The sequence below is a fragment of the Kitasatospora sp. NPDC085464 genome, from assembly GCF_044541955.1.
Lineage (GTDB): Bacteria > Actinomycetota > Actinomycetes > Streptomycetales > Streptomycetaceae > Kitasatospora.
In genome coordinates, this window is the sequence record NZ_JBITTM010000028.1 from 50,138 (window position 1) to 75,585 (window position 25,448).

Sequence of the window (25,448 nt, forward strand, 5' to 3'; positions counted from 1 at the left end):
GGCGCGAAGTTCCCGGGGCGGGCGACCGGGCCCTTGCCGCGCGCCCCCAGGCCGGGCGGTCCCGTGTCTGTCAGGCTGGAAGAGGCTCTGTCGGCGACCCGGAAGGGGAGCGGCCATGGAAACCGAGGCCATCCGTGCTCGGCCGGTGCCGGGAGTCGCGCCCAATCTCGCCGACTACGAGCGGGCCCGGCGCGACTTCTCGTGGGATTCGGCGCGTGAGGCGCTCGACGGGCTGCCGGGCGGCCGGGGGCTCAACATTGCGTACGAGGCGGTCGACCGGCACGTCGCCGCCGGACGCGGCGAGCGCGCCGCGCTGCGCTGCATCGCCGTGGACCGGCAGGTCAGCACGGTCACGTACGACGAGCTGGCCCGCTGGACGAACCGCTTCGCGCATGTGCTGCGTTCACTGGGCGTGGGCCGCGGCGACCGGGTCGCCTCGCTGCTGAGTCGCTGCCCTGAGCTGTACGTGTCCGTTCTCGGGACTCTGAAGAACACCTCGGTGTTCTGCCCGCTCTTCCCAGCCTTCGGGCCGGTCCCGGTCGAGGAACGGCTGCTGCTGGGCGGTGTGCGGGTGCTGGTCACGACCGAGGACCTCTACCGGCGCAAGGTGGCCGGCCGGCGCGAGCAGTTGCCGCAATTGGAACAGGTGCTGATCGTCGGCCCGTGCGCCGAGCCGCTGCCGGGTACCCATTCGTTCGATGTGCTGTTGGCGCAGGCATCCGAGGAGTTCACGATCCCGGACACCGACCCGCAGGACATGGCGCTGCTGCACTTCACCAGCGGTACCACGGGTACTCCCAAGGGCGCGGTACACGTCCACGAGGCCGTGGTGGCACACCACGCCACTGCGGCCTTCGCCTTGGACCTGCATCCCGACGACGTGTTCTGGTGCACCGCCGATCCGGGCTGGGTCACGGGCACCTCGTACGGGGTCATCGCGCCGCTCACCCACGGGGTGACGATGGTTGTCGATGCGGGGGACTACGAGGCCCGCCGGTGGTACGGCATCCTCGCCGAGGAGCGGGTGAGCGTCTGGTACACGGCGCCGACCGCTATTCGGATGCTGATGCGGGCCAGCCCCCGCGGCATCCCGCCCGACTTGCCGCGCTCCTTCGACCTGTCGGCGCTGCGGTTCATCGCCAGCGTCGGTGAACCGCTCAACCCGGAGGCGGTCCGCTGGGGGCAGGAGATCCTGGGCCTGCCGATCCACGACAACTGGTGGCAGACGGAGACCGGCGCGATCATGATCGCGAACTTCGCGGCCACCGAGATCAGGCCCGGCTCGATGGGCCGCCCGCTGCCCGGGGTGGAGGCGGGCCTGCTGGAGCGAGGGCCGGACGGACGGGCCCTGGTGGCGGATGGTCGAGTGCGCGAGATCGACGTGCACGGGCGCGAGGGAGAGCTGGCGCTGCGTCCGGGCTGGCCGTCGATGTTCCGTGGTTATCTGAACGCCGAGGAGCGTTACGAGGCCTCCTTCGCGGACGGCTGGTACCTCACCGGCGACGTGGCCCGGCGCGACGAGGACGGCTACTACTGGTTCGTCGGCCGCGCCGACGACGTGATCAAGTCTGCCGGCCACCTGGTCGGGCCGTTCGAGGTGGAGAGCACCTTGATGGAGCATCCGGCGGTCGCCGAGGCGGGGGTGATCGGCCGCCCCGACCCGGTCGCCGGTGAGATCGTCAAGGCGTTCGTCTCCCTCAAGCCGGGCTTCGAGCCGGGCGCCGGCCTGGCCCGCGAGATCACCGCCTTCGCGCGCAGGCGACTCGGCCCGGCCATCGCGCCCCGCGAGATCGCCTTCGACCAGCACCTCCCCAAGACCCGCAGCGGCAAAGTGATGCGCCGACTGCTGAAAGCGCGTGAGCTGGGCCTCCCGGAGGGCGACACCTCGGCCCTGGAGGAACCGCGATGAGTCCGCGCCGAACGCCAGCACCGACCGCCTCGCGTGGCAGGACCCGCACCCACAGCCGCGGCGGGCCGACCGCGCAGGCGGCTCACCGCCGAGACCTGCTGCGGGAGATGGTGCGCATCCGGCAGTTCGAGGAGCGCTGCGTCGAGCTCTACAGCAGCGGTGAGGTGCGGGGCTTCGTCCACCTGTGCATCGGTGAGGAGGCCGTCTCCGCGGGCGTCCTCGGCGCACTCGGACCCGAGGACGCGGTGGTCACCACCTACCGCGAGCACGGCCACGCACTGGCCCGCGGCATCCCCGCCGAGTCGGTGTTCGCCGAGATGCTCGGCCGCGTGACCGGCTGCAGCCGCGGCCGCGGCGGTTCCATGCACCTGTTCGACGTGAGCCGGCGGTTCTACGGCGGCCACGGCATCGTCGCGGGCGGCCTGCCGGTCGCCGCGGGGCTGGCCCTCGCCGACCGGATGCGCGGACAGGAACACGTGACCTGCTGCCTGTTCGGCGACGGCGCACTCGCCGAGGGCGAGTTCCACGAGACCGCCAACCTGGCCGCCCTGTGGGACCTTCCGCTGCTGCTCGCCTGCGAGAACAACCTCTACGCCATGGGCACCGCGCTGAACCGCGAGCACGCCCAGACCGACCTGGCCGCCCGCGCGGCCTCGTACGGGCTGGTGGCCTGGGAGGTCGACGGCATGGACGTGCTGGCCGTCGAGCGGGCCGCCGGGAGGGCCGCTCGGGCGATCCGGGACGGTGCCGGACCCGTCTTCCTGGAACTGCGGACCTACCGCTTCCGCGCGCACTCGATGTACGACCCGGACCGCTACCGGGCCAAGGCGGAAGTCGAACGCTGGAAGGAGCGTGACCCGATCCAGGCGCTCAGCACGCGGATGCGGGCCGAGGACGGCCTGGACGACAAGGCGCTCGCTGCGGTGGAGAAAGAGGTCGGGGAGGAGCTGGACACGGCCCTCGACCGTGCACGCCAGGGCGGGACCGAACCGGTCGAGGACCTGCTGCGCTTCGTGTACAGCCCGGCTGAGGGGTCGTCATGACCGGCGACGGGGCCCGTCAGGCCGAGTCGATGAGCTACCGCGAGGCGATGCGTGCGGCGATGCGGGAGGCGCTCGCGGCCGATGACCGGGTCTTCCTGATGGGCGAGGACGTGGGCCGCTACGGCGGCGCCTTCGGTGTCAGCCTGGGCCTGGTGGAGGAGTTCGGTCCCGAACGGGTCCGGGACACCCCGCTCTCGGAGTCGGGTTTCGTCGGGGCCGGGATCGGTGCGGCGATCGCCGGGCTGCGTCCGATCGTGGAGATCATGACCGTCAACTTCAGCCTGCTCGCCCTCGACCAGATCCTGAACAACGCGGCGACGCTGCTGCACATGTCCGGCGGGCAGGTGGCGGTGCCGCTGGTGATCCGGATGACCACCGGCGCCGGCCGCCAACTCGCCGCCCAGCACTCCCACAGCCTCGAAGCCTTCTACGCGCACATCCCCGGCATCCGGGTCCTCGCACCCGCCACCGTCGCGGACGCGCGGTGGATGCTCGCCCCGGCCCTGGCCGACCCGGACCCCGTGATCGTCTTCGAGCACGGCTCCCTCTACAACGGCACCGACACGACCGCAGACGACCCCGGACCGGTCGACCTCGACAGCGCCGCGGTCCGCCGATCGGGCACCGACGTCAGCCTCGTCACCTACGGGGGCTCGCTGGGCAAGGCCCTGACCGCGGCCGAGCAACTCGCGGACCAGAACCGGGTGGACGCCGAGGTGATCGACCTTCGCAGTCTGCGCCCGCTCGACGACGCCACCGTCATCGGCTCGGTCCGTCGCACCCACCGCGCGGTGATCGTCGACGAGGGCTGGCGCAGCGGCGGCCTGTCCGCCGAGGTCGCGGCACGCATCACCGAGCAGGCTTTCTACGACCTCGACGCGCCGGTCGAGCGGGTGTGCGGCGCGGAGGTGCCGGTGCCGTACGCTGCGGAAATGGAGCGTGCGGCGTTGCCGCAGGTGCCCGACATCGTGGCGGCAGTGCTTCGGACGGTGGGTTGAGATGGCCGAGTTCACGATGCCCTCACTCGGCGCCGACATGACCGAGGGCACCCTGCTCGAATGGCTCGTCCGCCCCGGCGACCAGGTGCACAAGGGGGACATCGTCGCCGTCGTCGACACCGCCAAAGCCGCGATCGAGGTGGAGTGCTTCGAGAACGGCGTCGTGGAGCGCCTGCTGGTCGAGCCGGCCGAGACGGTTCCGGTCGGGACGCCGCTGGCCGTGATCAACCCGGTGGGCGCTGTCACGCAGCTGGCAGCCCCGGCGGCCGACGAGTCGGCAGTCTCGTACGCGCCCGCACCGACCCCGCTGGTTCGCCGCCTCGCCGAGGAGCGCGGGGTCGACCTGAGTACCGTGCACGGCACGGGGCCCGGTGGCAGGATCACCCGCGCCGATGTGCCGGCTGCCCCGCCGCTCGAGGTCGCGGCTGCGTCGCCGCGGACCCGGAAGGCGACCGCGCCCCCGGTCGCTGCCGCGCCCGTGGCGCAGCCGCCCGCGAGGACGACAGGCCGGGTCCGTGCGACGCCGATGGCACGGCGCCTGGCCGCCGAGGGCGGGGTCGATCTCGCGGGCGTTCTGGGCACCGGGGCGGACGGTGCGATCCGGGTCGCCGACGTCCGGGCCATGCTGACCGGCTCTGAGACCGCTCCCGCTGCTCAGACCGCTCCCACCGTCGAAGTGTCGCCCATCCCCGACTGGCACGCTGAGACTGCCGACCGTTCCGAGGCGATGCGCCGTGCCATCGGTGACCTGATGGCACGCTCCAAGCGCGAGATCCCGCACTACTATCTCTCCACCACCATCGATCTCGGCCCCGCGCTCGTCTGGCTGCGCGAGCAGAATCGCGGGCTCCCGGTCTCCGAGCGCCTGGTACCCGCGGCCATGCTGCTCAAGGCCGCAGCGCGGGCTGCCCGGGAGGTTCCCCAGCTCAACGGCTTCTTCACCGACGGTCGGTTCGTCCCGGCGCCCGAGGTTCACCTCGGGGTCGCGGTCTCACTGCGCGGCGGCGGCCTGGTGGCTCCGGCCATCCACCGCGCCGCCGACCTGCCGCTGGCGGAACTCATGGCCCGGCTCCGGGACCTGGTGGCACGCGCCCGGGCCGGCCGGCTGCGCGGATCCGAGACCACCGACCCCACCATCACCGTGACCAGCCTTGGCGACCAGGGCGTGGAAGCGGTCTTCGGCGTCATCTATCCGCCCCAGGTCGCCCTCGTCGGCCTGGGCAAGGTGGTCGACCGCCCGTGCGCCGTCGACGGCCTGCTCGGCGTCCGTCCCGTGGTGACGGCGACGTTGTCCGCCGACCACCGGGCCAGCGACGGCGCCACCGGTGCCCGCTACCTGGCAGCCCTCGAACGGCTACTGCGCACACCGGAGGAACTGTGAACCGCGACCAGGCCCTGCTCCTCGTCCAGGAGGCGCTCACCGAGATCGTCCCGGACGCGGACTTCACCACGATCGGACCCGACGCCGCCTTCCGGGAAGCCCTCGAACTCGACTCGCTGGACTTCCTGAACCTGGTCGAACGACTGGCCCAGCGTGCAGGCTGCCGGATCGACGAGGACGACTACCCCCGCCTGACCACCCTGAACAGCGCCGCTGCCTTCCTCGCTGAGCGGACCTGACGTACCCGTGCGGACGCGGAGAGTGGGGGAGTTCCGACTGCGATAGCTTCCGGGCGGCGCGGTCGTCCGCCGGACCACGGTCGTCAGCGCCTCTCCGGGCGGAGACGGCAAGCGCGCCGAGGTCCCCGCTGTCGAGGCGTAGTGCGCAGCCCTCGTGCAGTCCGAGTTCGCGCAGCACGCGGGCGGCGCCCGCGAGTCGGCCTCAGTGTCGTAAGTGTCCATTAGCAGGCTGACCTGGCCGGGGTGGGCTCGGGCGAAGGCGCGGAACACTTCGGCCTCGTCGCCGAACGCCCACGACTCGGCCGGTACCGTGACTCGGGCGGAGCGGACACCAGGACCGTGCGGACCTGGGTGATCACCGAGGTGGCCTGATAGGCCCTGGCCGACCGATGCCCGTACGGCGCACCGTGGAGGAACTACCGGGGAGGTGGGACGGATGACCACGAGCCAGCGGTCCGGGTGGCGGCGGCTGAGCGCAGAGGGCGTGGGAACGTTCTTCCTGGTCCTGGTCGCCGCCGGCGCGGGCGTGGTCGACGGCGTCACCGGCGGCCAGGTGGGCCGACCCGCCGCCGTGGTAGCCCCGGGACTGATGGTGCTGGCACTGATCTACACACTGGGCGAGACCTCCGGGGCCCACCTCAATCCTGCGGTGACCATGGCGTTCGCCGCTCGCGGGCACTTCCCGTGGCGGCGCGTTCCGGCGTACGTCGCCGCGCAGCTGGCGGGGGCGATCGCGGCGGCCGGTGTGCTGCGCGCGCTGTTCGGGACGGCGGGGCAGGTGGGCGCCACCCGGCCCCGGGCAGGTATCGATACCGGTGCGGTGTTCGCGCTCGAGGTCCTGCTGAGCCTCGGACTGATGACGGTCATCCTCGGCACGTCCTCCGGGGCCCGGAACATCGGCCACAACGCGGCCATCGCCATCGGCGGCTACATCGCCCTGGCCGGACTGTGACCCCGACGATCCGCCGGTACCGGAGATCGGCGGCGAGCGCGGCCTGCCGGGGCCTGGTCTACCCGGGGCGGCGGGGTGGGCCGACTCGGGCGCGAAGGCCACCGGGGCCCGGCCGCGCAGGTGACGGTTGGTGGCCACCATGTCGTCGGACGGGCGTCACCGCGTCGGGTCGTCGGCGGTACGGATCACGCGGCCGCTGAGTTCGGTCGGCTTGATCCGGACCCACAGGTCCCGTTCACCGCCCGCCCAGGGTGACGGCTTGTCCCGTTGTTTCAGGTGAGCCAGCGCCGGCCGGTCGTCGATCCGGTGGGCGTCACCGGTGGCCAGCACGCTCCAGCCGGTGCGCAGCACCTCGTCGATCCGGTCGACCTCGAAGGCGACGCGCTGGCCGATGGTGGCGGCAAGCGGACCGTCGGCAGCTGTGCGGAAGATCAGTGTGCCGTCCAGCACCCAGTAGTTGACCGGAAGGACGATGGGACCCGTTGCGGTGCCCAGGGCCACCCGACCGACTCCGTCGGTGGACAGTCGCTCCCAGCACTCGGAACGTGCCAGCTCCTCCAGCACCGGGTGCGCGGCGGCGCTCGCGCGGCCGGGCGGCAGGTCGAGTCCGCCCCCCAGCAACTGGGTGACCGACGTGTCCAGCACGGCGGCCAGCCGGGCCAGTGCTCCTCTCTCGACGTCGGTGGGCGAGGTCTCCAGGTACTCCAGGTACCTCACCGCCATGCCGGCCCGGACTGCGGTCTGTTCCCGGCTGAGTCCCAGTTGCTCACGACGCAGCGCGACTCGTCTGCCGAGGTCGCCGGGGTTGCTCGGCATGGCCTGTTCCGGACCGCCGGTGGGTTCCCCGGGCCTGGTCGGCTCGCTCCGCTCCGTCTTCGAGGAGGTGTGCGCTCGGTCGGGCGGCCGGGGTGCCTGCCTGCTCGGGGCTTGCCGGGTGAAGTGGTGCAGGCGACTATCCGGACCGGGGAAGAACAGGGTGGAATGCCCCGTGTCCGACCACAGGACTTCCCAGGGCGGTTCGCCGTCCGGCCGGTGCAGCGCGGTCACCTTCCCGTCGCGCCGCGGTACGCCGGGGCGCGTGCCTTCCACGATGACGCGGTCTCCGATGGCGGCTCTCATTGCGGTCTCCCAGGAGGATCTTCGGGGTGGAGCGTGGTTGCGGTCGTGGAGCGGACCACGCCGACCTCTACTCGGCGCTGAGTCAAGTCTCGGGGGCAGCGAGGATCATGCTGCCGGTCGTCGCGCCACCGTCGACGACGAACTCGCATCCGGTCGAGTAGGTGGCGTCAGCGGCCACGAACAGGGCCATCGCGGCGACCTCCTCCGGGCGGCCGAAGCGGGGAATGGGCTGGCTCGAGGCGACCGAGTCGTCCATCCCGGCGGTCATCGGTGTGCTGATCGGCCCCGGGTGGATGGAGCAGACCCGGACACCGTCGCGGGCGAGTTCCAGGGCGGCGGCCTTGGTGAGGCCGCGCAGCCCCCACTTGCTGGCCGTGTAAGCGCCGATCTCGGCGTATCCCATCAGGCCGGCGGTGGAGGAGATGTTGACCACGACACCACCTCCGGCGCGGCGCAGCGCTGGGACCGCGATGTGCAGGCCGAGCCAGGCGCCGAAGAGGTTGACGTCCAGGACCCGGCGGAAGGACTCCGGAGTCTGCATCTCGATGCTGCCGAATTCGAGTATCCCGGCGTTGTTGACCAGGAGTGACAGCGGACCCGCCGCGCGCTCGGCCTCCGCGATCGCGGCCGACCAGTCGTGCGGGTTGGTGACGTCCAAGGGGTGGAACCTCGTGGGCGGTCCGAGTTCGGCCGCGAGCGACTCACCTTCCTCGTGCAGGACGTCCGCGATGGTCACTGCCGCGCCCTCTGCTGCGAACCGGCGGGCGATCGCCGCGCCGATCCCGCGTGCGCCGCCCGTGACGATCGCGGCCCTGCCGTCCAAGCGGCCCATGACGGCCTCCTGTTCTCCGATGGCGGTACCACTTCCAGCCTGGGCAGCGGCGACACCAGCCGCACTTCGGACGGGCCGGTCTGCTCGCCGCCGGGCAGAGCGCGACTCGCCTCCCCGCCTCTCCCGGAGGCGCAGGGAGGCGAGTCATCGCGTCGTGTCGGCTCTGCCCGCGGAGCCCGCTCCCGCTGTCGGCGAGCGGCCGGCCGCGCCGGCAGCCCAGCGGCGGCGGACCGCGTCCTCGTGCTCGGCCTGCTCGAGCCCCTGGTCCAGGTGCGCCAGCGCTTCGGCGAGGCGCGGGATCCAGTGCCTGCGCAGGGCGCGGACCCGCCGCCCGGTACGGTCGATCTCGGCCTGGACCAGGCCGGCCGCGGTGCGTGCCGCCGCGTACCCGGCAGCCGTTCGCACCACGGTGCGGTAGGCGGTCTCCGCGTGTGCGAGGGCCGTGTTGGCGGGCAAGGGCTCGGTGGGTGCCCGTACGGAGTCGGTGCAGACGGCCCTGGACGGGTGGCGAACGCCCATCGACACCGTCCACTCGACGACGACATCGGCCTGGTCCGCGCCGACCGCCGCCAGCGCCCGATCGCCGCTCAGCAGCAGCCCACGCAGCAGCCACGTCTCGGCCTCCTGCACCGCCGTGTGCCAGGCCCGCCGGGCGGCCTCCTCCTCGGCCGCCAGCTGTCGGTGACGCTCGCGCAGGACGGCGAGCTTGCGGTCCAGCAGCTCGGCCCCGCGCAGTGCGACCCCGAGCCGGTGCCGCAGGCGCAGCCGTCCGGCCCGCCCCGATTCGGGGTGCGGCCCTCCGGGGCGCGGTGGGGTCATGCGACACCGTGCCGGTCGAGCAGTTCGGAGGGGATCATGGCGAGCTGGCCGCGGGGCAGGGTGCGCAGTACCTCCCAGGCAAGCGCCAGGGAGGCGTCCAGCGGACGGTTCTCGTCGGGGCGCTGGGCCAGGAAGCCGAGCTGGAAGGCCTCGTCGAGTTCCAGGTACCGCAGGTCGGTGGGGCTGAGGGCGGGGCGGCCGATGAGGTCGGCGAGCTCCCGGACCTGCCGGGCCCGGGCGAGCGCGGCGAGCAGTTGGGCGGCGACGTCGAGATGGTCCTCCCGGGTGCGCCCGGGGCCGGCACCCTTGCGCATCAGGCGGGAGAGGGAGGAGAGCGGGTCCACCGGCGGGTACACGCCGCGGGCGTGGGCCTCGCGGGTGAGGACGATCTGCCCCTCGGTGATGTAGCCGGTGAGGTCGGGGACCGGGTGGGTGATGTCGCCGGCGGGCATGGTGAGGACCGGCAGGACGGTGACCGAGCCGGGGCGGTCGCGGATGCGGCCGCAGCGTTCGTACAGCGATGCGAGGTCGCTGTAGAGGTAGCCGGGATAGGCCCGCCGGGCGGGGATCTCGCCGCGTGCGGCGGAGACCTCGCGCAGCGCCTCGGCGTAGGCGGTCATGTCGGTCATCACCACGAGGACGTGCCGCCCGCCGTCGAAGGCCAGGTGCTCGGCGACGGTGAGCGCCAGACGCGGGGTGAGCAGCCGTTCGATCACCGGGTCGTCGGCGGTGTTGAGCAGCAGCACCAGCTCGCCGGCGGCCGAGCGCTCGGCGAGGGCGCCGCGGACGAAGGACGCGTCGGCGTGCGTGAGGCCCATGCCGGCGAAGACGACGCTGAACTCCTCGCCGCCGGCCGTGGACTGCGCGGCGATCTGTACGGCGAGTTCGAGATGCGGCAGACCCGCCGCCGAGAAGATGGGCAGCTTCTGCCCCCGTACGAGCGTGGTGAGGACGTCGATGGCACCCACCCCGGTGAGGACGGGCTCGGAGGGGGGCACACGCCGAACCGGGTTGATCGGGGTACCGCCGACCTCGGCCTCGGCAGCCCCGAACACCGGCGGTCCGTCGTCGATCGGCTCACCTCGCCCGTTGCAGACCCGGCCCAGCCAGCCCGGCCCGACCGGAATGCGCAGCGGGCTGCCCGCGAAGGCGGCCCGCACCGCCGTCGGGTCGATGCCCGCGGTGCCCTCCAGTACCTGGAGCACGGCGAGGTCGCGGTCGACCTCCAGGACGAGGCCGTGCCGCTGCTCGCCCGAGCCGAGGGTGATCCGGACGAACTCGTCCCAGCCGACCCCGGTGACCCCGCCCACCACCGCGAGCGGACCGCGCAGTTCGCGGACGTCGGTGTACTCGACCTCGCTCCACCTCACGGCCGTCCCCCTGGTGCCAGCGCCTGCAGGACGGCGTCCCGCCGGGCGGCCACTCCTGCGGCGCTCCGGGGCCCGGTCTCCTCGCGGGCGCGCAGCAGCGGCGTGAAGTCGACGACCTCGACCGCGTCCGCCGGGGTGCCGGATTCCACCAGCTCCCGGCACCGGGCGGCGACCGCGAGAACGGCCTCCACCAGCGCGGCGGTCTTCTCCGGCGCGCAGTATGCGTCCCGCGCGGACAGCGCGCTCTGTTGGAGCACCCCTTCCCGGACCAGCCGGCCGGCCAGCACGCTGATCCGCTCCTGGTCCGGCAACGCGGTGAGGCCGACCAGCTCGACGAGGTCGGCCAGTCGGTCCGCCTCGGTGAGCAGGGCGGCGACCTGCTCGCGGTGCCGTGCCCAGCTCGGGTCGCCGGAGCGCGCCCGGGCGGTGGAGAGGGCTGCGGCGTCGCGGGAGAAGGAGCCGGCCCAGGAGATCGCCGGATAGTGGCGGGCGTAGGCCAGCTCCCGGTCGAGCGTCCACAGGCAGCGCACGAAGCGTTCGGTGTGTGCGGTGACCGGTTCGGCCAGGTCCCCGCCCGGCGGTGAGACGGCGCCCAGCACGGTCACCGTGCCCGGGGCACCCGAAAGGGTACGGACGGCTCCGGCCCGCTCGTAGAAGGCCGCCAGCTCCGAGGCGAGGCGGGCCGGGTAGCCCTCCTCGGCGGGGAGTTCACCCATCCGGGAGGCGAACTCGCGCAGCGCCTCGGCCCAGCGCGAGGTGGAGTCGGCGATCACCACCACGTCGAGTCCCATGTCGCGGAAGAACTCGGCCACCGTCACGCCCGTGTGGACGCTCGCCTCGCGGGCCATCATCGGCATGTTGGAGGTGTTGGCGACCACGACCGTCCGGTCGGCGAGGCGTCCTCCGGTCCTGGGGTCGTCCAGCTCGGCGAGTTCGGCGATCACGTCGGCCATCTCGTTGCCGCGCTCTCCGCAGCCGACGTAGACGATGACATCGGCGTGGCACCACTTGGCGATCTGCTGGAGCAGGACGGTCTTGCCGGTGCCGAAGCCGCCCGGGACGGCGACCGTGCTGCCCAGGGCCACCGGGAACAGCAGGTCGATCACCCGCTGGCCGGTGTGCAGGGGCTCGACGGCGTCGATCCGCGCGCGCACCGGGCGAGGGGTGCGGACCGGCCACTCGGCAGCCATCCGGACCTCGGTGCCGCCGACCACCGCGAGCACCGCGTCGGCCGGGTAGCGGCCCTCGGGGGCGATTCGCTCCACCGGCCCCGAACAGCCAGGCGGCGCCAGAACGCGGAAGGGCACCGCCTGGGTGGTGACCGTCCCGAGCACGCCGCCCTCATCCGTCCGTGCGCCTGGTTCGACGGACGGGACGAAGCGCCAGGTGCGGCCGTCCGCGCGGCTGCCACCGCCGGGGACGAGCCGGTCCCCGGCATCGGCAAGCGGGCGGAGCAGGCCGTCGAAGACACCGCCGAGCAGCCACGGCCCCAGCGCCGCGCGCAGTGGCCCGCCCCGAGGGCGGGCCGGATGCCCCGGTGCCAGACCGCCGGTGTACTCGTACGCCTGCACGGTCGCCACCCCGCCGCCGATCGCCACCACCTCCCCGGGCAGTCCGGTTTCACCGAGCAGCACCACGTCGTGCATGGCGATGTCACCGGAGCACGCCAGCTCCACCAGCGGACCGGCGACCCGCAGGATCCGATACGGGGTCACGGCTCCCACAGCGCCTCCGCGTCCGAGCCGAACCGCTCCAGCACCCGGTCGGTCACGGCGGGCAGGCCGAGATCGACCACCCGCCCCGGGGCCGTCGCCAGGACGCCGCCGTCGGGGTGCCCGACGACCCGGGCATCCGGGCCGAGCAGGGATCGTGCCCGTGCTGCCAGCCGCTCGCCGTACGCCGGGTCCGCCTGGCACAGCTCGCGCAGACGCGCGGTGATGCGCCGGCGAAGCTCCGCATAGGCCGCGCCCCGGGTGGCCAGCTCGGCGTTCCGGGCAGCGCTGCGGGCGCGGGTGAGTTCCTGCCGCGCCGCTGCCCGCCCGTCGGCCGCCCCATCCTGTCGGGCACGGCCGAGGATCGCCTCGGCCTCGGCCCTGGCGGCCGCAAGTGTACGGTCGGCGTCCTGGCGTGCCTCGGAGAGGAGCGCTTCCGCGTCCGCCCGGGCGGTGCGCAGGAGCTCCGCCCGCACCGGGCGCAGTGCGTCGGTCGGCGGTTCGGCGTTCACGGGGGCATCACGACGGTCAGCGGCCGGGCCCCCTCCGCGAGTTCGCGGCCGCCCGCCCGCGCCGCGTCCGGTGTGAGGATGACCAGCTCTGCGCCCTCGGGCAGCTCGGCCCAGGCCCGCCGAACCTCCTCGGGCCGCTCGGCGACCAGTACCACCACCCCGGCCAGTGCCAGCCCGGCCACCCGGGTCCGCTCGCCGATGGCAGCCACCGCGCCCACGTCAGGCCTTCCCGATCAGCAGGATCGCCACCACCAGGCCGTACACGGCGATGCCCTCGGCGAGGCCGACGATGACCATCGCCCGTCCGAAGAGCTCCGGGCGCTCGCTCAGCGCGGCGATCGCGGCGGCTCCCGTGTAGGCGACCGCCAGCGACGCCCCGATCGACGCGCCCGCCACCGCGATCGCGGCGCCGATCAGCGCGGCCGACCCGGACCCCGAACTCGCGGCGGCTGCCGGCGCGTCCGCCCGGGCGGTGCTGGTGAGCGCGGTCACCAGCAGGGCGAGCGCGCCACCGATCAGCAGCACATTGACCCCGAGCAGCCAGCGCACGGCCGCACGGCCGCGCCGACGGGTCAGCAGATGGACGGCGCCGAACGCCGCGGCCAGGACCGGGAGCGCGATCAGCCAGGTGACCACTCAGCTCACCTCCGTACGTCGGACGGGCAGCCGCCAGGGCCGGAACGGCCGGCCCAGGCCCTCGAACACACGCGAGAACAGCTCGTAGAACTCAAGCCGCAGGGCCTGAACCCCGGCCACCAGCCCTTCCAGTGCGACGGCCAGGGCGTTGCCCGCGACGAACACCAGCACCGCGCCGATCAGCGCCCACGGACCCCGCCCGGCCAGAGCGGCCGTGCCGTGCCACACCACCTGCCCGAGGGCCGCGTGGGTGAGGCCGAATGCGGCGAGCCGCGCGAAGGACACGGTGTTGGCGAGGATTCGCACCAGCACGTCGAAGAGCTGCACCCCGGTCTGCGCCGCGCCGCCCAGCCCACCGCCGGTCGCGGCGAACAGGCCCGTACCGGCCAGCGCCAGCCCGGTGACCGCCAGCGCCGCCCCGGCGACCGCAGCCACCGGTACGTGCAGGTACGCTCCGCCGCCGACCAGGCCCAGGCCGAGGAAGACCGCGAAACCGGCCACCCCGGAGGTCGCGTACAGCGCCCTTGCCGGGCCTCCCTCGCGCCACCTGTTCACCACCCCGGCCGCGTACGCCAGCCCCAGCAGCAGCCCGCCGAGGCCGACGGCCGCCAGCAGCAGCCGCCCGGGCTCGTCCAGCGGATCCAGCCACAGCACCGGAAGCAGCCCGGTCGGACCGAAGAACTCCCCGTACGCCGCACCCGCCAGCGTGGCGGCCAGCCCGGCGCCGGCCACGAACGGCCACAGCCGGCGCAGCCGCGCGAGCCGCCGGGGGATGCGACCGCGCCACAGCAGCAGCGCGGTCAGCACGAGCAGCAGCCCGTGTCCGGCATCGCCGAACATCAGGCCGAACATCACCACGTAGGCGATCCCGGCCGGCCAGGACGGGTCGAGGTCCGCGTACGGCACCGCGCCGTACGTCGCCACCAGCGGGACGAACGCCCGGTGCACCCGTCCGGCATCGCGCAGCTGCGTGGGCGGGTCGACCCCGCGAGGCGGGCGCAACGGCAGCACCGCGCCCCCGACCGGGCCCAGCCGCTCGGCCAGGCGCGGCACCTCCGCGGCGGGGCACCAGCCCGCAAGGGCAGACACCTCGCCCTGCCGGACCGCGCTCGCCAGCCGCTCCTCCAGCTCCGCCTCGCCCGCCAGGAGATCACCCCGGTGCTGCCGCTCCAGCGCGTCGAGATCGGGCGGCGCGCCGGACAGGGCGGCGGACCCGCCCGGCGCGGCGGTGAGCCGCCGCAGCCGTCGGCCCGCCGGTCCCGGCGGCACCTCCTCGACCCGGTCGATTTCCACACAGCCCGCCTCCGCGACCAGCAGCAGTGTTTCGCGCAGCGCCCCGGTGGGCGCCACGACCGCCACCCGCCGCATCCGGACCGGTGACATCGCCTCAGCCCAGCGCATCGAACGCCTCCGGAGACCCGCCGCGTTCGGCCAGCACCAGCGCGGCCCGCACCCGCCACACGTCCGCAGACAGCACCGCCACGGCCCCCACCACCGGCGCGAGGCCGAAGTGGGTGCCACGCAGCAACGCCCCGCCGTCCCGGTCGAGCACCGTCCACCAGCGGGCCTCCGCCCGCCACAGGTCCGCCGCGTCCTCGACTCCGTCCACCGCCCAGCGGGCGTCCGGCACCAGGTGACGGCGGAACTCCTCGAACGAGGCCGCCCCGACGGCCCGCGGCCCCAGGAGCGGGGAGGCGCGCCGCGCGGCCGCCGCAGGCAGCGGACGCCCCGTGACGTACCGGTCGCGGGCCGCCAGCAGCGCGGCCCGGCCCGCCGCCCACCGCCGTGCGGGCGGCACCGCCTCGGCGGTCCGGGCGGCGGCCGCGACCCGTAGCGCGGTGGCCACGGACGCCGGGTCCTCGCCACCCGGGTCCAGCCACGCCGAGGCGGCCAGGGCAGCCCGCAGCTCGGCGGGGCTCCCGGCCCGCGCCAGGCGGCGCCAAGCGGTCGCCAGCGCCCCGAGCCGGTACGGCGGAGGAGGCTCGACTCCGGTGAAGGAGCGCAGCCGGCCCTCGATATTGGCGATCTCGAACCCGCCCGCCAGCACCCGGAGCGCGTTCGCACCGGCGCGCGGCAGCCAGCCGGCCAGTACCCGGAGGTGCCACAGCAGTGTCTCGGAGACCGCTCGCTGCGCCTGGGCGAGGTCGGCGTCCGGGAGGAGGTCCCTGCGGTAGGGCGTCGCCGCCAGTTGCCTCAGGGCATCACCGAGCGTGGGGGCGGACGCGAGTTCCCGCGCCCCTTGGAGGCCCAGGCAGCGGGAGAGCAGGGCCCGCGCCCGGGTCACCCCGCCGACCCACCCGGCGCTCACCGGGACCTCCTCGGTCCCTCAGTGTGCGGCAGCGCCTGTGCTGCCGCCCGGTCGACCAGTGCGGGCATCCGTTCCGTAATCCGGCGGCGGGCGTCCGTCACCGCCCGATCGGCCGCCGCAAGCAGCCTGCCCGCCTCGGCCTGAGCCGGACGACGTACCGCGGAAGCGGCCTCCGCCCGGACCTGCGGTGCCTGGTCGCGGGCCTCCGCGACGATCTCCTCGGCCCGCTGCGCGGCCATCCGCCGCATGTTCTCGGCCTCTTGTGCGGCTGCGGCACGGATCGCTGCGGCCTCCTCCTGGGCCTGCGTCAGTTCGGCCAGGGACGGCCCCAGTTCGGCGGTCAGCTCCGCCGCGCGGTCCGCAGGGACGCCGGTCGCACTCGCACCCGGCGCTCCGGTCGGGCGGAATCTTGCCAGGAAGTCCCGGAACGTCACCACGCGAGTCCTCCTGCGGGTCGGCCCCCACTCCAGTCTCCACGCGGAGCGGCGGCTGTCATCCGGGACGCACGTTGACGGTGACCTGCCGGGGCAGGACGTCTCCCGGACCGGCCGGCAGCGTGGCTCACTCGGGTGCGGGTACGGTGACGACCGGGCAGTGGGCGCGGTGCAGCAGGCCGTGTGGGACGGAGCCGAGCCGCATTCCGGTGAACCCGCCTCGGCCGCGCCGTCCGACGACGACGGCCAGTGCGTTCTCGGAGGCCTTGGCCAGCTCCTCGACGGGATGTCCGCGTACCACCTGGCGGGTGACGGTGACGCTGGGGTGGTTCGCCGTCTGTTCGGCTACCGCCTCGGAGAGCTGGCGGCGGCATTTCTGTAGCGCGTTGACTTCGTCCGTGGACTCCAGTAGCGACGGCTGCCATACCCACAGCGCCCGCAGGTGCGTGTCACGCGCTGCGGCGGTCTCGAAGGCGTGCTCGACGGCGGCGTGGGAGGCCGGGCTGCCGTCGACTCCGACGACGAGGTGCGGCGGCTGCTCGGTGCTGTTCCCGGGTTCCAGTACCACGACCACCGGGCAGGCGGCCTGGGCGCTGACCGGTACGGCCACCGAGTTCGCGCTGAGGAACTCCTCCAGGCGGCTCAGCCGCCGCGAGCCGAGGACGACCAGGCACGCATTGTGCGATTCGCGGCACAGCGCCTGGGCGGGCGCGCCCTCCTCCAGGACGGTGGCGATGTGGAGGCCGGGATGCCGACCGGAGACGGAGGCGGCGGCCTCGTCGAGCAGCCGCTGCCCGGCCTCCCGCTGCCCGGAGCCGTCGGTTCCGCGCGGCCCGTGGCGGCCCGGCGGTACCGCATGGACCAGCCGCAGCGGTGCTTCACGGCGCTCGGCTTCGTCGGCGGCCCAGTCCAGGGCCGGCCGCACGCTGTCCCGCGCATCCACACCGACGACGACGGAACGGGACTCTCCAGGGCCGATCATCGCTCCTCCAACCGGAGTCGTACCGTGCCCCCAATTGGCACCGTACGGGCACCGGTACCGCCACCGGCAGGGCCGAGTGGCCCCGACCGCGGAGGGCCGGGCGCACCTGGTCGGCCCGCCTCATACCGCGACCAAGCCGATGATCCGCGACGCGGCCCGGCTGCGGCCGGGCCTCACACTCCGGCGGCGGTGACGACGGCGTCGGTGGCGAAGCCCAGGAGCAGGCCCAGCAGGATCATCCAGGTGGTCAGCACCTTCATCCCGCCGCGACGCGCCACCGCGAGGAGCTCGATGATCACGTAGAGGATGGAGCCGGCGGCCAGGCCCAGGAACGCGATGCTCACGGTGTCATTGACCACCTGCCGGCCGATCAGAGTGCCCACGAAGGTGGGGCCGCCGCCGATGAGGCCGAGCAGCGCGAGGCTGCCCCAGGAGGGTCGCTCGCCTGCCGCGGCCAGCGGGGCGACGATGCCGAAGCCCTCACTGGCATTGTGGAGGCCGAAACCGATGATCAACAGGATGGCGAGCGAGAGTTCGCCGTTCGCCGCGGAGTTGCCGATGGCCAGGCCTTCCGCGAGGTTGTGCAGGCCGATGCCGATGGCGATCATCAGGGCAAGGCCGGCGGCCCTGGAGCGGGCCCGGGGAGCCAGTCTTTCGGTCACGGCCGAAGCGCCAGGGCCCTGCGACAACGAGACCCGCGATGCCTGACGGCGGGCGATCCATCGGTCGTAGTGCACCAAGCCCATCAGGCCGACGGCCAGGCCCGAAGCGAGCACCAGGCCGCCGGTGGCGGCGCCGGCCCAGTGGTGGTCGCCTAGTGCGGCGTCGGTCGGTTCCCAGGCGGCCGTCAGGACGTCCCAGAGCAGGAAGAGCAGGATGCCGATGGCGACCGCGTTCAGCGCAGTCCTCAGCCGCGGAGCGGGGCTCTGCAGGCGTCCGACAGGAAGGCCGAGGAAGACGGTGAGGCCGGCGACGGCGCCGAGCAGGACGATCTGCGGACCGGACATGATGGGCTCCGAGAAGCGCGACAGTCAGAGCAGGCTGGATTGAAGGCAAGCCTTACCTAAGAAGTCTTGCTCTGTCTGATTCCGACCGCAATCCCCGGTCCGGGCATGTCGTTCACGGTGTTGCCCGTCGATGGTGTCGGCCGCTGATCGCCGGTCTCTGGCGGCTCTTTGGAGAACGTGGGCAGGGTCAGCCCCGCTGCTGGGCCTGGTCGCCGCGCACGACGACGACCGGGCACGGGGCGTGCTGGACGCAGTGCTGGCCCACTGAGCCCAGCAGTGTGCCGGCGAAGCCGCCGAGCCCCCGGTTGCCGACGACCAGGAGCTCGGCACCGCGCGCCCGTTCGAGAAGGATCTCCGCAGCGTGTCCGGACTCGACGATCTCGCGGATCTCGACCGGGTCGTCGTCCGCGGTGGCCCGGGCGACGGCCTGTGCCAGCATCCTGCCGGCGACCGCTCCGAGTTCGCGGTCGACCGATGCCGGTGCCCAGCCGTGGACCGTGGGGAACCGCCAGCAGATGACCGCCTCGACCGCGGCGCCGGTCGCGGCGGCCTGTCCGACGGCCCATCGCAGTGCGCGCTCGGCCGGGGACGAGCCGTCGACGCCGACGACGATCCGTCGCTCGTGAGGGACTGCGGTGTCCATCTCGTACCCGTCCTCGGCTCGGGAGCAATGCGGTCGCCCCTGATCCGACCGCGCACTGCCGGGTGCCGCAACCCAAAGGGCCGCCCGGCCCCACCTCGGGGACGGTCCGGCCCTCGCGAGTGTCCCGTATCGGGGCGAGCATGGGAGATGCGCGAGAACCCGCCCGCCGGGAGATGTCCACGGCACGGCCCGAGGTCGGCCGCACCCCTCCCTGTCGTGTCGCCCAGGAGGTTGATCGCCATGGCCGCTCCCGCCCCGCCACCGGTCCGGGTGGAAGCCCGGCTCGATCAGCCGCTCTCGCGCTGGCTCTGGTTGGTGAAGTGGGTCCTGGTCATCCCGCACTGGATCGTCCTGTGCTTTCTGTGGGTGGCTTTCGTCCTGCTGACCGTGGTCGCGTTCTTCGCGATCCTGTTCACCGGCCGCTACCCGCGCGGCATCTTCGACTTCAACGTGGGTGTGCTGCGCTGGTCCTGGCGGGTGTCGTACTACGCGTACGGAGGTCTGGGCACCGACCGGTACCCGCCGTTCAGCCTCGGCGCGGAGCCCGACTACCCCGCGTGGCTGGACATCGCCTACCCGGGTGAACTCTCGCGCGGGCTGGTGCTGGTGAAGTGGTGGCTGCTGGCGCTGCCGCACTACCTCGTGGTCGCGTTCTTCCTCGGCGGCTTCCGCGAGGTGTGGGGCGGCGGGCTCATCGGCCTGCTTGCGTTGTACGTGGGAGTGGCGCTCGCCGTCACGGACAAGTACCCGACCGGCATCTTCGACCTGCTGGTCGGCATGAACCGGTGGGTGCTCCGGGTCGCCGCCTACGCGGCCCTGATGACCGATAGCTATCCGCCGTTCAGACTCGACCAGGGCGGCCTCGATCCGCTCGACGGCGTCCTTCCGCGGGGGCAGGGCGAGCGGTGACACCGACCGCCGTCCGCCGTGCGGGGCTCACGGACGAGCAGGTGCAACGGCTGCTCGCGGTTCACGGGCCGAACGAGGTCGGCGCGCCGCCGAGCCCGCCGCTGTGGTCCCGTGTCGCTGCCCAGCTGAGCGACCCGCTGATCCTGGTCCTGCTCGCCGCGGTCGCGCTGACCGTGGCGACCGGTGACCACGCCGATGCGATCGTGATCGGGCTGGTCATCCTGGTGAACACCGCCGTCGGGGTCACCCAGGAGATCCGCGCGGCCAACGCGGTGGCCGCGCTGTCCGCGCTCTCCGCTCCGGTGGCGCGGGTGCTGCGCGACGGTGAGGAGCGGGAGGTGGCCGCCGCCACGGTCGTGCCAGGCGACGTCCTGCTCCTCGCCGAGGGGGACATCGTCCCCGCCGACGCCGAACTTGCGGATGCCTCAGCGCTGCTGGTGGACGAGTCGATGCTGACGGGCGAGTCGGTTCCCGTGGAGAAGGACGTGATCGGTGCCGGCGGCCTCAGCGCCGGCACGACGGTGCTGCGCGGGCGGGCGGTCGCCGTCACCACGGCCACCGGGGCGGACAGCGCGCTGGGCCGGATCGCGACCTCGCTGCGCCCGCGTCCGCAACCGACCCCGTTGCAGCGCCGGCTGGCCGGGCTGGGCCGGGTGCTGGCGCTGGTCACGGTCGGCCTGTGCCTGGTGGTGTTTGCGCTGGGGTTGGTACGCGGCCAGGCACCCGAGGCGATGGCGGTCACCGCGATCAGTCTCGCCGTGGCAGCCGTCCCCGAGTCGCTGCCCGCCGTGGTGACACTCGCGCTCGCGCTCGGCGCCCGCCGGATGGCCCTGAGGCATGCCGTCGTCCGCAGACTCCCGGCCGTCGAGACGCTCGGCTCGGTGACCGTGCTCGCGACCGACAAGACCGGCACGCTCACCGAGGGCCGCATGGTGGTCGAGCGACTGTGGGCACCCGGATGGGAGGCGACGATCACCGGCTCGGGCTACCAGCCGGTCGGGGAGATCCAGGTGGAGGGCGCCGAAGCGAAAGCCGCGGCCCGGGCCCTGCTGCGGGTGACCGCGCTGTGCAACGACGCCGCGCTGCGGCCGCCCGAGGCGGACGACGGCCAGTGGACCGTCCTCGGTGACCCGACCGAGGCAGCGCTGCTGGTGGCCGCAGTGAAGGCCGGATGCGACCTCGACACCTTGGCCGAGGAGTGTCCCCGGGTCGACGAGCTGCCCTTCGACAGCGTTCTCAAGCGCATGGCAACCGTGCACCGCACCCCCTCCGGGCAGCGGGAGATCTGCCTCAAGGGCGCTCCCGAAGCCGTCCTCGACCCGGACGTGCTCGACGCCGACCCCGACGAACTGGACCGGGCCCGGCAGGCGGCCGCCCGGCTCGCAGCCGAGGGCTACCGGGTGTTGGCCGTCGCGTCGGGGCTTCGGGAGGCCGCCGACGGTCGGGTGGAGTCCGAGCTGCGCCTGCTCGGACTGGCCGCGCTGAGCGACCCACCCAAGCCGGCGGCCGCCGCGACCGTCGCGGCCTGCCGACGGGCCGGCGTCACCCCGGTGCTGATCACCGGGGACCACCCCGCCACCGCCCGCGCGATCGCCGACCGGATCGGCCTGCTGGAGGACGGCGAGACGGCGGCCGAGGTGGTCACCGGCCGGGAGCTCGCCGCAGGGGCCGTGCCGGACCTGTCGCGGGTGCGGGTCTTCGCACGCACCGATCCGCAGCAGAAGCTCGACCTCGTCGAGGCCTGGCGCGCGGGCGGCGCGGTCACCGCGATGACCGGCGACGGGGTCAACGACGGTCCGGCGCTCCAGCGGGCGGACATCGGGGTGGCGATGGGCCGGCGCGGTACCGAGGTGGCCAGGCAGGCCGCCGACCTGGTCCTGGCGGACGACGAACTCGCCACCGTGGTGGCGGCGGTGGAGGAGGGCCGCCGGGTCTACGACAACATCCGCCGCTTCCTGGTCTACGCAATGTCAGGTGGCGCGGCGGAGATCCTGGTCATGCTGCTGGGCCCGTTCATGGGCCTCGCGCTGCCGCTGCGCGCGGGCCAGATCCTCTGGATCAACCTCCTCACCCACGGGCTGACCGGCGTCGCCGTCGGCGCGGAGCCCGTCTCCGGCCAGGCGATGCGGCGCCCGCCCCGGCCACCGAACGAGCATGTGCTGGGGGCCGGCCTGTGGCAGCGCGTCCTGCGCCTGGGCGTCGTGATCACACTGATCGCGCTGGGTGCGGGTCTGTGGGCCGAAAGAGCCGGACACGCCTGGCAGAGCGTGCTCTTCCTCGCCCTGCTCGCGGCGCAGCTCGGCGTGGTGCTCGGCCTTAGGGAGCGGCTGTTCACCAGGGCGAATCCGTTCCTCCCGCTGGCTGTCCTGGCGTCGGCGGGGCTTGGCGTCGCGGCGCTCTACGTACCGTACCTCCAGGACGTCTTGGAGACCGAGCCGGTGTCCTGGGCGGACGGCATCGTGGTGACGGCCGCCGCGTCGGTTGCCTTCGCCGCGGCTCGAGTCGCCGGCCGACCGGGCCGGGAGGGCCGGGTCGGCCGCGATGCCGAGAGGCCGCGAGGCGCGCAGTGGCGCGGCCGTTTCCGGCACCACCGATGAAGGGCCGTGCTGGTGATGCAGGGCCGTGACGGGCCGGACGATCCGGTCGGTGCCCTCGGGTGCAGGCCCTGCCCGGAGTCGCGGACTCAGGGCGTCCGGTGCCCGTGCTCGGCGGCGACCCGACGGGCGTGGGTGACGATCTCGGTGGCCGTGTGCTCGCTGATGCCGAGCGCGTGGACGAGGCGGTGGGCGGGCCAGCCGTGGCGGGCGAGCAGCATGGCCAGCCGGTGGTGGCCCGGTTCCCCGGCAACGAGGAGCGGCAGTGCGGGCACTGCGGGCGGGGCGGGCCGCGCGGGCATAGGCGGCGGCACCGGGACGGCAGCAGCCCGGCGGCGGACCAGGGCTCGGCGCAGCTCGTCCGCGCCCCAGACCACGAAGGGGAACGGTGCCACGATCGCGAGCTGCGCCGGGGTGAGCGCCGCGGTGCCGAACAGCCGGTGCAGGGCGGGGACATAGACGATCGCGGCGGCGACGGCCAGCGAGAAGGCGATGCCGACGAGCAACTGCGGGTTGCTGAGGACACCGATCGCGCGCAGTGAGGCGTGTTCGGTGCGGGCCGCGAAGGCGGTGCCGATCTGGCAGGTGACGATGCCGAGCCAGGCGACCGTGGTGGCCTGTTGGTACGTCAGGTGCAGTGCGGTGCCCGCGCCGGTCGGGTCGCCGGGGCGCCAGCCGCCCGAGGTGAGGGTGAGGAAGTAGCCGCCCATGATCAGGACGGCGGAGATCAGTCCGAGGAACCCCCAGGCACGGGCGAGCATGCTTCCTTGGATGACCCGCTCGTCGCGAGGGCGGGGCGGACGGTCCATCAGTCCGGGCTCGGCCTTCTCCCGGCCGAGGGCGAGGGCCGGCAGGGTGTCGGTGCCGAGGTCGATGGCGAGGATCTGCATCACCGTCAGCGGCAGGGGAATCGCGCCGCCCGCGAGCGCGAAGACCAGGAACGGGACGACCTCGGGGACCGCGTGGCTGAAGATGTAGACGATGAACTTGCGGATGTTGTCGTAGGTCCGCCGACCCGCCTCCACCGCCGCCACGATGGTGGCGAAGTTGTCGTCGGTCAGCACCATCGTCGCGGCTTCGCGGGCGACGTCGGTGCCGGATCGGCCCATCGCCACACCGATGTCGGCGCGCCGCAGCGCGGGGGCGTCATTGACGCCGTCCCCGGTCATTGCAACGGTGTGGCCCTCGGCGCGCAGGGCGTCGGCGATCCGGAGCTTGGCCTCCGGCGAGCTTCGCGCGAAGATCACCTCCTCGCCGAGGCCGAGCAGGGCGTCCAGCCGGTCGTCGTCCATCGCGTCCAGTTCCGCGCCCGTGACGATGCGCATGCCGCGGTGGCCGATGCCGACCTGCGCGGCGACGGCGGCCGCCGTCAGACCGTTGTCGCCGGTGACCACGTGCACGGTGATCCCGGCCCGGTGGGCCTGTTCGATGGCGCGGGCGACCTCCGGCCGGGGCGGGTCGGCCATGGCGACCAGGCCGATCAGGCACAGCCGCTGCTCGGCCTCCTCGCGGTCGGCAGGGGGCTGCTGCCCAGGAGCGAGCGGCCGCCGCGCCACGGCGAGGACCCGCAGCCCTCGCCCGGCCAGTCGGGCGACGGCCTGCGCGACCTCGGTGCGGTCGGCGGGGGTGAGCGCGCGCTCGGTGCCGTGGTCGAGCAGGTCGACGGCGTGGGTGAGGACCTCCTCGGGGGCGCCTTTGCTGTGCAGGACGACCGTGCCGTCGCGCTCGTCGGCGGTGGTCATCAGTTTGACGTGCGGGTCGAAGCGGAACAGCGCCCGGCGCCCGCGGTCACGGCGCTCCGGCGGGCAGGACGTCCCCACACGGGCGGCCAGCTCCAGCAGGGCGAGTTCGGTCGGGTCGCCGTGGCCGGCCGCCGAGTCGGCCGTGGTGCAGGTGGCGGCCGCATCCGCGAGCAGGAGGAGTCCGGCGGGTACGGGCGAGGTGTCGTCGAGGGCGAGCTCACCGGCGGGCGTCCAGACGGCCGTGACACGCATGCGGTTCTCGGTCAGGGTCCCGGTCTTGTCGGTGCAGATGACCGTGGTCGAGCCCAGTGTCTCCACGGCGGAGAGCCGCTTGACCACGGCACCGCGGCGGGCCAGGTCACGTACCCCGGCGGCGAGGGCGAGGGTGATGGTCGGCAGCAGGCCCTCGGGCACGTTGGCGACCAGCAGACCGATTGCGAAGGACACGGCCGCCGCGAGTGACAGCCCGGCGGCGAGGCCCATCGGCAGGAACGCCAGCCCCACGCCGACGGCGATCACCGCGATCAGCCGGGCGACCCGCTTGACCTGGTGCTCCAGCGGGCTCTCCTCCCGGTGGGTGCGCTGGGTCAGGGCGGCGATGCGTCCCAGCTCGGTGTGCATGCCGGTGGCGATGACCACGGCCAGGGCCTGTCCACCCGTGCACGCGGTGCCCGAGAAGAGCAGGTCACGCGCGCCCAGGACGGGCCCGGTGACATCCGCGAACTCGGCGGAGCGGAACACCGGGACGGACTCGCCGGTCAGCGCGGACAGGTCGACCTCCACACCGCCCGACATCAGGCGGGCGTCAGCGGAGACCTGGTCGCCCTCCTCGATCACCAGGACGTCCCCGGGGACCAGCGTGGTCGCGGCCACTTGGCGGCGTGCTCCGGCGCGCACCACGGTCGCCTGTTCGGGCAGGAAGTCGGCGAGGGCCTCCACGGCCTGCTCAGCCTGCCGCTCCTGAACGAAGGCGAGCAGCGCATTGAGTAGGATCACCGCAAGGATCGCCACCGCCAGGGCGAGAGCGCCGGTGACGGCCGCCAGCAGCGCGGCGAACGCCAGCAGCAGCGCCAGCGGGTGGGTGAACTGCTGAGCCAGCTCGCGGGGCCAGCGCCGTCCGCCGCGCCGCACGAGGGCGTTGGGCCCGTAGACCGTCAGACGGCGCGCGGCCTCACGCTCCGTGAGGCCCTGCGGGGAGCTCCGCAGATCACGGAAGAGCAGGGCGAGCGGCTCGCGTGGGTCCGTGCTGCCGGTCTCCTCGGCCTCCCGGGCGTGGCCCTGGGTGTTCGAGGGCTCGGTGGGCATGG

23 protein-coding genes and 1 pseudogene are annotated in these 25,448 nt (G+C 73.7%); 8 read left to right on the forward strand and 16 right to left on the reverse strand.

Features of this window, described 5'->3' with window-relative positions; genetic code table 11:
• Window positions 1-115: 115 nt before the first annotated feature.
• Genes acsA through ACIGG8_RS24515 form a run of 5 tightly spaced genes read left to right on the forward strand, consistent with a single transcriptional unit; the run spans window position 116 to window position 5,570 of the window.
• A complete protein-coding gene (gene acsA / locus ACIGG8_RS24495; RefSeq protein WP_396550687.1) occupies window positions 116-1,909 on the forward strand; it encodes an acetate--CoA ligase in 1,794 nt (597 codons plus the stop codon).
• Entirely contained in the window at window positions 1,906-2,952 is a 1,047-nt protein-coding gene (gene pdhA, locus ACIGG8_RS24500; RefSeq protein WP_396550689.1) for a pyruvate dehydrogenase (acetyl-transferring) E1 component subunit alpha, read from the forward strand. Before acsA ends, pdhA begins: the two co-directional genes overlap by 4 nt.
• Window positions 2,949-3,950 (forward strand): alpha-ketoacid dehydrogenase subunit beta, encoded by a 1,002-nt coding sequence (locus tag ACIGG8_RS24505; protein WP_396550691.1) that lies wholly within the window; start codon window positions 2,949-2,951, stop codon window positions 3,948-3,950. Before pdhA ends, ACIGG8_RS24505 begins: the two co-directional genes overlap by 4 nt.
• 1 nt (window position 3,951) lies before the next feature.
• Window positions 3,952-5,331 (forward strand): dihydrolipoamide acetyltransferase family protein, encoded by a 1,380-nt coding sequence (locus tag ACIGG8_RS24510; protein WP_396550693.1) that lies wholly within the window; start codon window positions 3,952-3,954, stop codon window positions 5,329-5,331.
• On the forward strand, window positions 5,328-5,570 hold the full coding sequence (locus ACIGG8_RS24515; RefSeq protein WP_396550695.1) for an acyl carrier protein: 243 nt from the start codon (window positions 5,328-5,330) through the stop codon (window positions 5,568-5,570). Before ACIGG8_RS24510 ends, ACIGG8_RS24515 begins: the two co-directional genes overlap by 4 nt.
• Before the next feature lie 73 nt (window positions 5,571-5,643).
• Here the strand turns inward: ACIGG8_RS24515 and ACIGG8_RS24520 are convergent.
• Window positions 5,644-5,861 (reverse strand): annotated as a pseudogene (locus ACIGG8_RS24520) (nicotinate phosphoribosyltransferase); the annotation flags it as partial.
• 145 nt (window positions 5,862-6,006) lie between these two features.
• On the opposite strand from ACIGG8_RS24520, the gene ACIGG8_RS24525 reads away from it, so the two are divergent.
• Window positions 6,007-6,522: an MIP/aquaporin family protein gene (locus tag ACIGG8_RS24525; RefSeq protein WP_396550697.1), complete on the forward strand. Its 516-nt coding sequence runs from the start codon at window positions 6,007-6,009 to the stop codon at window positions 6,520-6,522.
• Window positions 6,523-6,678: 156 nt separating this feature from the next.
• On the opposite strand, the gene ACIGG8_RS24530 is transcribed toward ACIGG8_RS24525, so the two are convergent.
• The 14 genes from ACIGG8_RS24530 to ACIGG8_RS24595 form a co-directional block, all read right to left on the reverse strand.
• A complete protein-coding gene (locus tag ACIGG8_RS24530) occupies window positions 6,679-7,641 on the reverse strand; it encodes a pyridoxamine 5'-phosphate oxidase family protein (protein WP_396550699.1) in 963 nt (320 codons plus the stop codon).
• Window positions 7,642-7,723: 82 nt separating this feature from the next.
• Window positions 7,724-8,473, reverse strand: a complete 750-nt coding sequence (locus ACIGG8_RS24535; RefSeq protein WP_396550701.1) for an SDR family oxidoreductase — start codon at window positions 8,471-8,473, stop codon at window positions 7,724-7,726.
• Window positions 8,474-8,617: 144 nt separating this feature from the next.
• Complete coding sequence (locus tag ACIGG8_RS24540; RefSeq protein WP_396550703.1) at window positions 8,618-9,292, reverse strand: V-type ATP synthase subunit D; 675 nt, start codon at window positions 9,290-9,292, stop codon at window positions 8,618-8,620.
• The gene (locus ACIGG8_RS24545; protein WP_396550704.1) at window positions 9,289-10,662 is read right to left on the reverse strand and encodes a V-type ATP synthase subunit B; all 1,374 of its coding nucleotides are present in this window, start codon (window positions 10,660-10,662) and stop codon (window positions 9,289-9,291) included. The genes ACIGG8_RS24540 and ACIGG8_RS24545 overlap by 4 nt, the downstream gene beginning before the upstream one ends.
• Window positions 10,659-12,377: a V-type ATP synthase subunit A gene (locus ACIGG8_RS24550; protein WP_396550706.1), complete on the reverse strand. Its 1,719-nt coding sequence runs from the start codon at window positions 12,375-12,377 to the stop codon at window positions 10,659-10,661. The genes ACIGG8_RS24545 and ACIGG8_RS24550 overlap by 4 nt, the downstream gene beginning before the upstream one ends.
• The gene (locus tag ACIGG8_RS24555; RefSeq protein ID WP_396550707.1) at window positions 12,374-12,886 is read right to left on the reverse strand and encodes a hypothetical protein; all 513 of its coding nucleotides are present in this window, start codon (window positions 12,884-12,886) and stop codon (window positions 12,374-12,376) included. The genes ACIGG8_RS24550 and ACIGG8_RS24555 overlap by 4 nt, the downstream gene beginning before the upstream one ends.
• Window positions 12,883-13,104 carry a hypothetical protein gene (locus ACIGG8_RS24560; RefSeq protein ID WP_396550709.1) on the reverse strand — a complete coding sequence of 74 codons (222 nt, stop codon included), beginning with the start codon at window positions 13,102-13,104 and terminating at the stop codon, window positions 12,883-12,885. Before ACIGG8_RS24560 ends, ACIGG8_RS24555 begins: the two co-directional genes overlap by 4 nt.
• A gap of 1 nt (window position 13,105) precedes the next feature.
• Complete coding sequence (locus ACIGG8_RS24565; RefSeq protein ID WP_396235903.1) at window positions 13,106-13,522, reverse strand: ATP synthase subunit C; 417 nt, start codon at window positions 13,520-13,522, stop codon at window positions 13,106-13,108.
• Window positions 13,523-14,923: a V-type ATPase 116kDa subunit family protein gene (locus ACIGG8_RS24570; RefSeq protein WP_396550711.1), complete on the reverse strand. Its 1,401-nt coding sequence runs from the start codon at window positions 14,921-14,923 to the stop codon at window positions 13,523-13,525. It lies immediately after the preceding gene.
• On the reverse strand, window positions 14,910-15,830 hold the full coding sequence (locus ACIGG8_RS24575) for a hypothetical protein (RefSeq protein WP_396550712.1): 921 nt from the start codon (window positions 15,828-15,830) through the stop codon (window positions 14,910-14,912). Before ACIGG8_RS24575 ends, ACIGG8_RS24570 begins: the two co-directional genes overlap by 14 nt.
• Entirely contained in the window at window positions 15,827-16,267 is a 441-nt protein-coding gene (locus ACIGG8_RS24580; RefSeq protein WP_396550713.1) for a hypothetical protein, read from the reverse strand. The genes ACIGG8_RS24575 and ACIGG8_RS24580 overlap by 4 nt, the downstream gene beginning before the upstream one ends.
• A gap of 124 nt (window positions 16,268-16,391) precedes the next feature.
• Window positions 16,392-17,246, reverse strand: a complete 855-nt coding sequence (locus ACIGG8_RS24585) for a universal stress protein (protein ID WP_396550714.1) — start codon at window positions 17,244-17,246, stop codon at window positions 16,392-16,394.
• A 173-nt stretch (window positions 17,247-17,419) separates the two neighbouring features.
• Window positions 17,420-18,253 (reverse strand): ZIP family metal transporter, encoded by an 834-nt coding sequence (locus ACIGG8_RS24590; RefSeq protein WP_396550716.1) that lies wholly within the window; start codon window positions 18,251-18,253, stop codon window positions 17,420-17,422.
• Window positions 18,254-18,440: 187 nt separating this feature from the next.
• Window positions 18,441-18,896: a universal stress protein gene (locus tag ACIGG8_RS24595; RefSeq protein ID WP_396550718.1), complete on the reverse strand. Its 456-nt coding sequence runs from the start codon at window positions 18,894-18,896 to the stop codon at window positions 18,441-18,443.
• A gap of 240 nt (window positions 18,897-19,136) precedes the next feature.
• Here ACIGG8_RS24595 and ACIGG8_RS24600 point away from each other — a divergent pair, with 240 nt between their 5' ends.
• Both ACIGG8_RS24600 and ACIGG8_RS24605 read left to right on the forward strand, forming a co-directional pair.
• Complete coding sequence (locus ACIGG8_RS24600) at window positions 19,137-19,805, forward strand: DUF4389 domain-containing protein (protein WP_396550720.1); 669 nt, start codon at window positions 19,137-19,139, stop codon at window positions 19,803-19,805.
• On the forward strand, window positions 19,802-22,402 hold the full coding sequence (locus ACIGG8_RS24605) for a cation-translocating P-type ATPase (RefSeq protein ID WP_396550721.1): 2,601 nt from the start codon (window positions 19,802-19,804) through the stop codon (window positions 22,400-22,402). Before ACIGG8_RS24600 ends, ACIGG8_RS24605 begins: the two co-directional genes overlap by 4 nt.
• Window positions 22,403-22,488: 86 nt before the next feature.
• Here the strand turns inward: ACIGG8_RS24605 and ACIGG8_RS24610 are convergent, their stop codons facing one another.
• Window positions 22,489-25,446 (reverse strand): cation-translocating P-type ATPase, encoded by a 2,958-nt coding sequence (locus ACIGG8_RS24610; protein ID WP_396550723.1) that lies wholly within the window; start codon window positions 25,444-25,446, stop codon window positions 22,489-22,491.
• Between the last annotated feature and the right edge of the window lie 2 nt (window positions 25,447-25,448).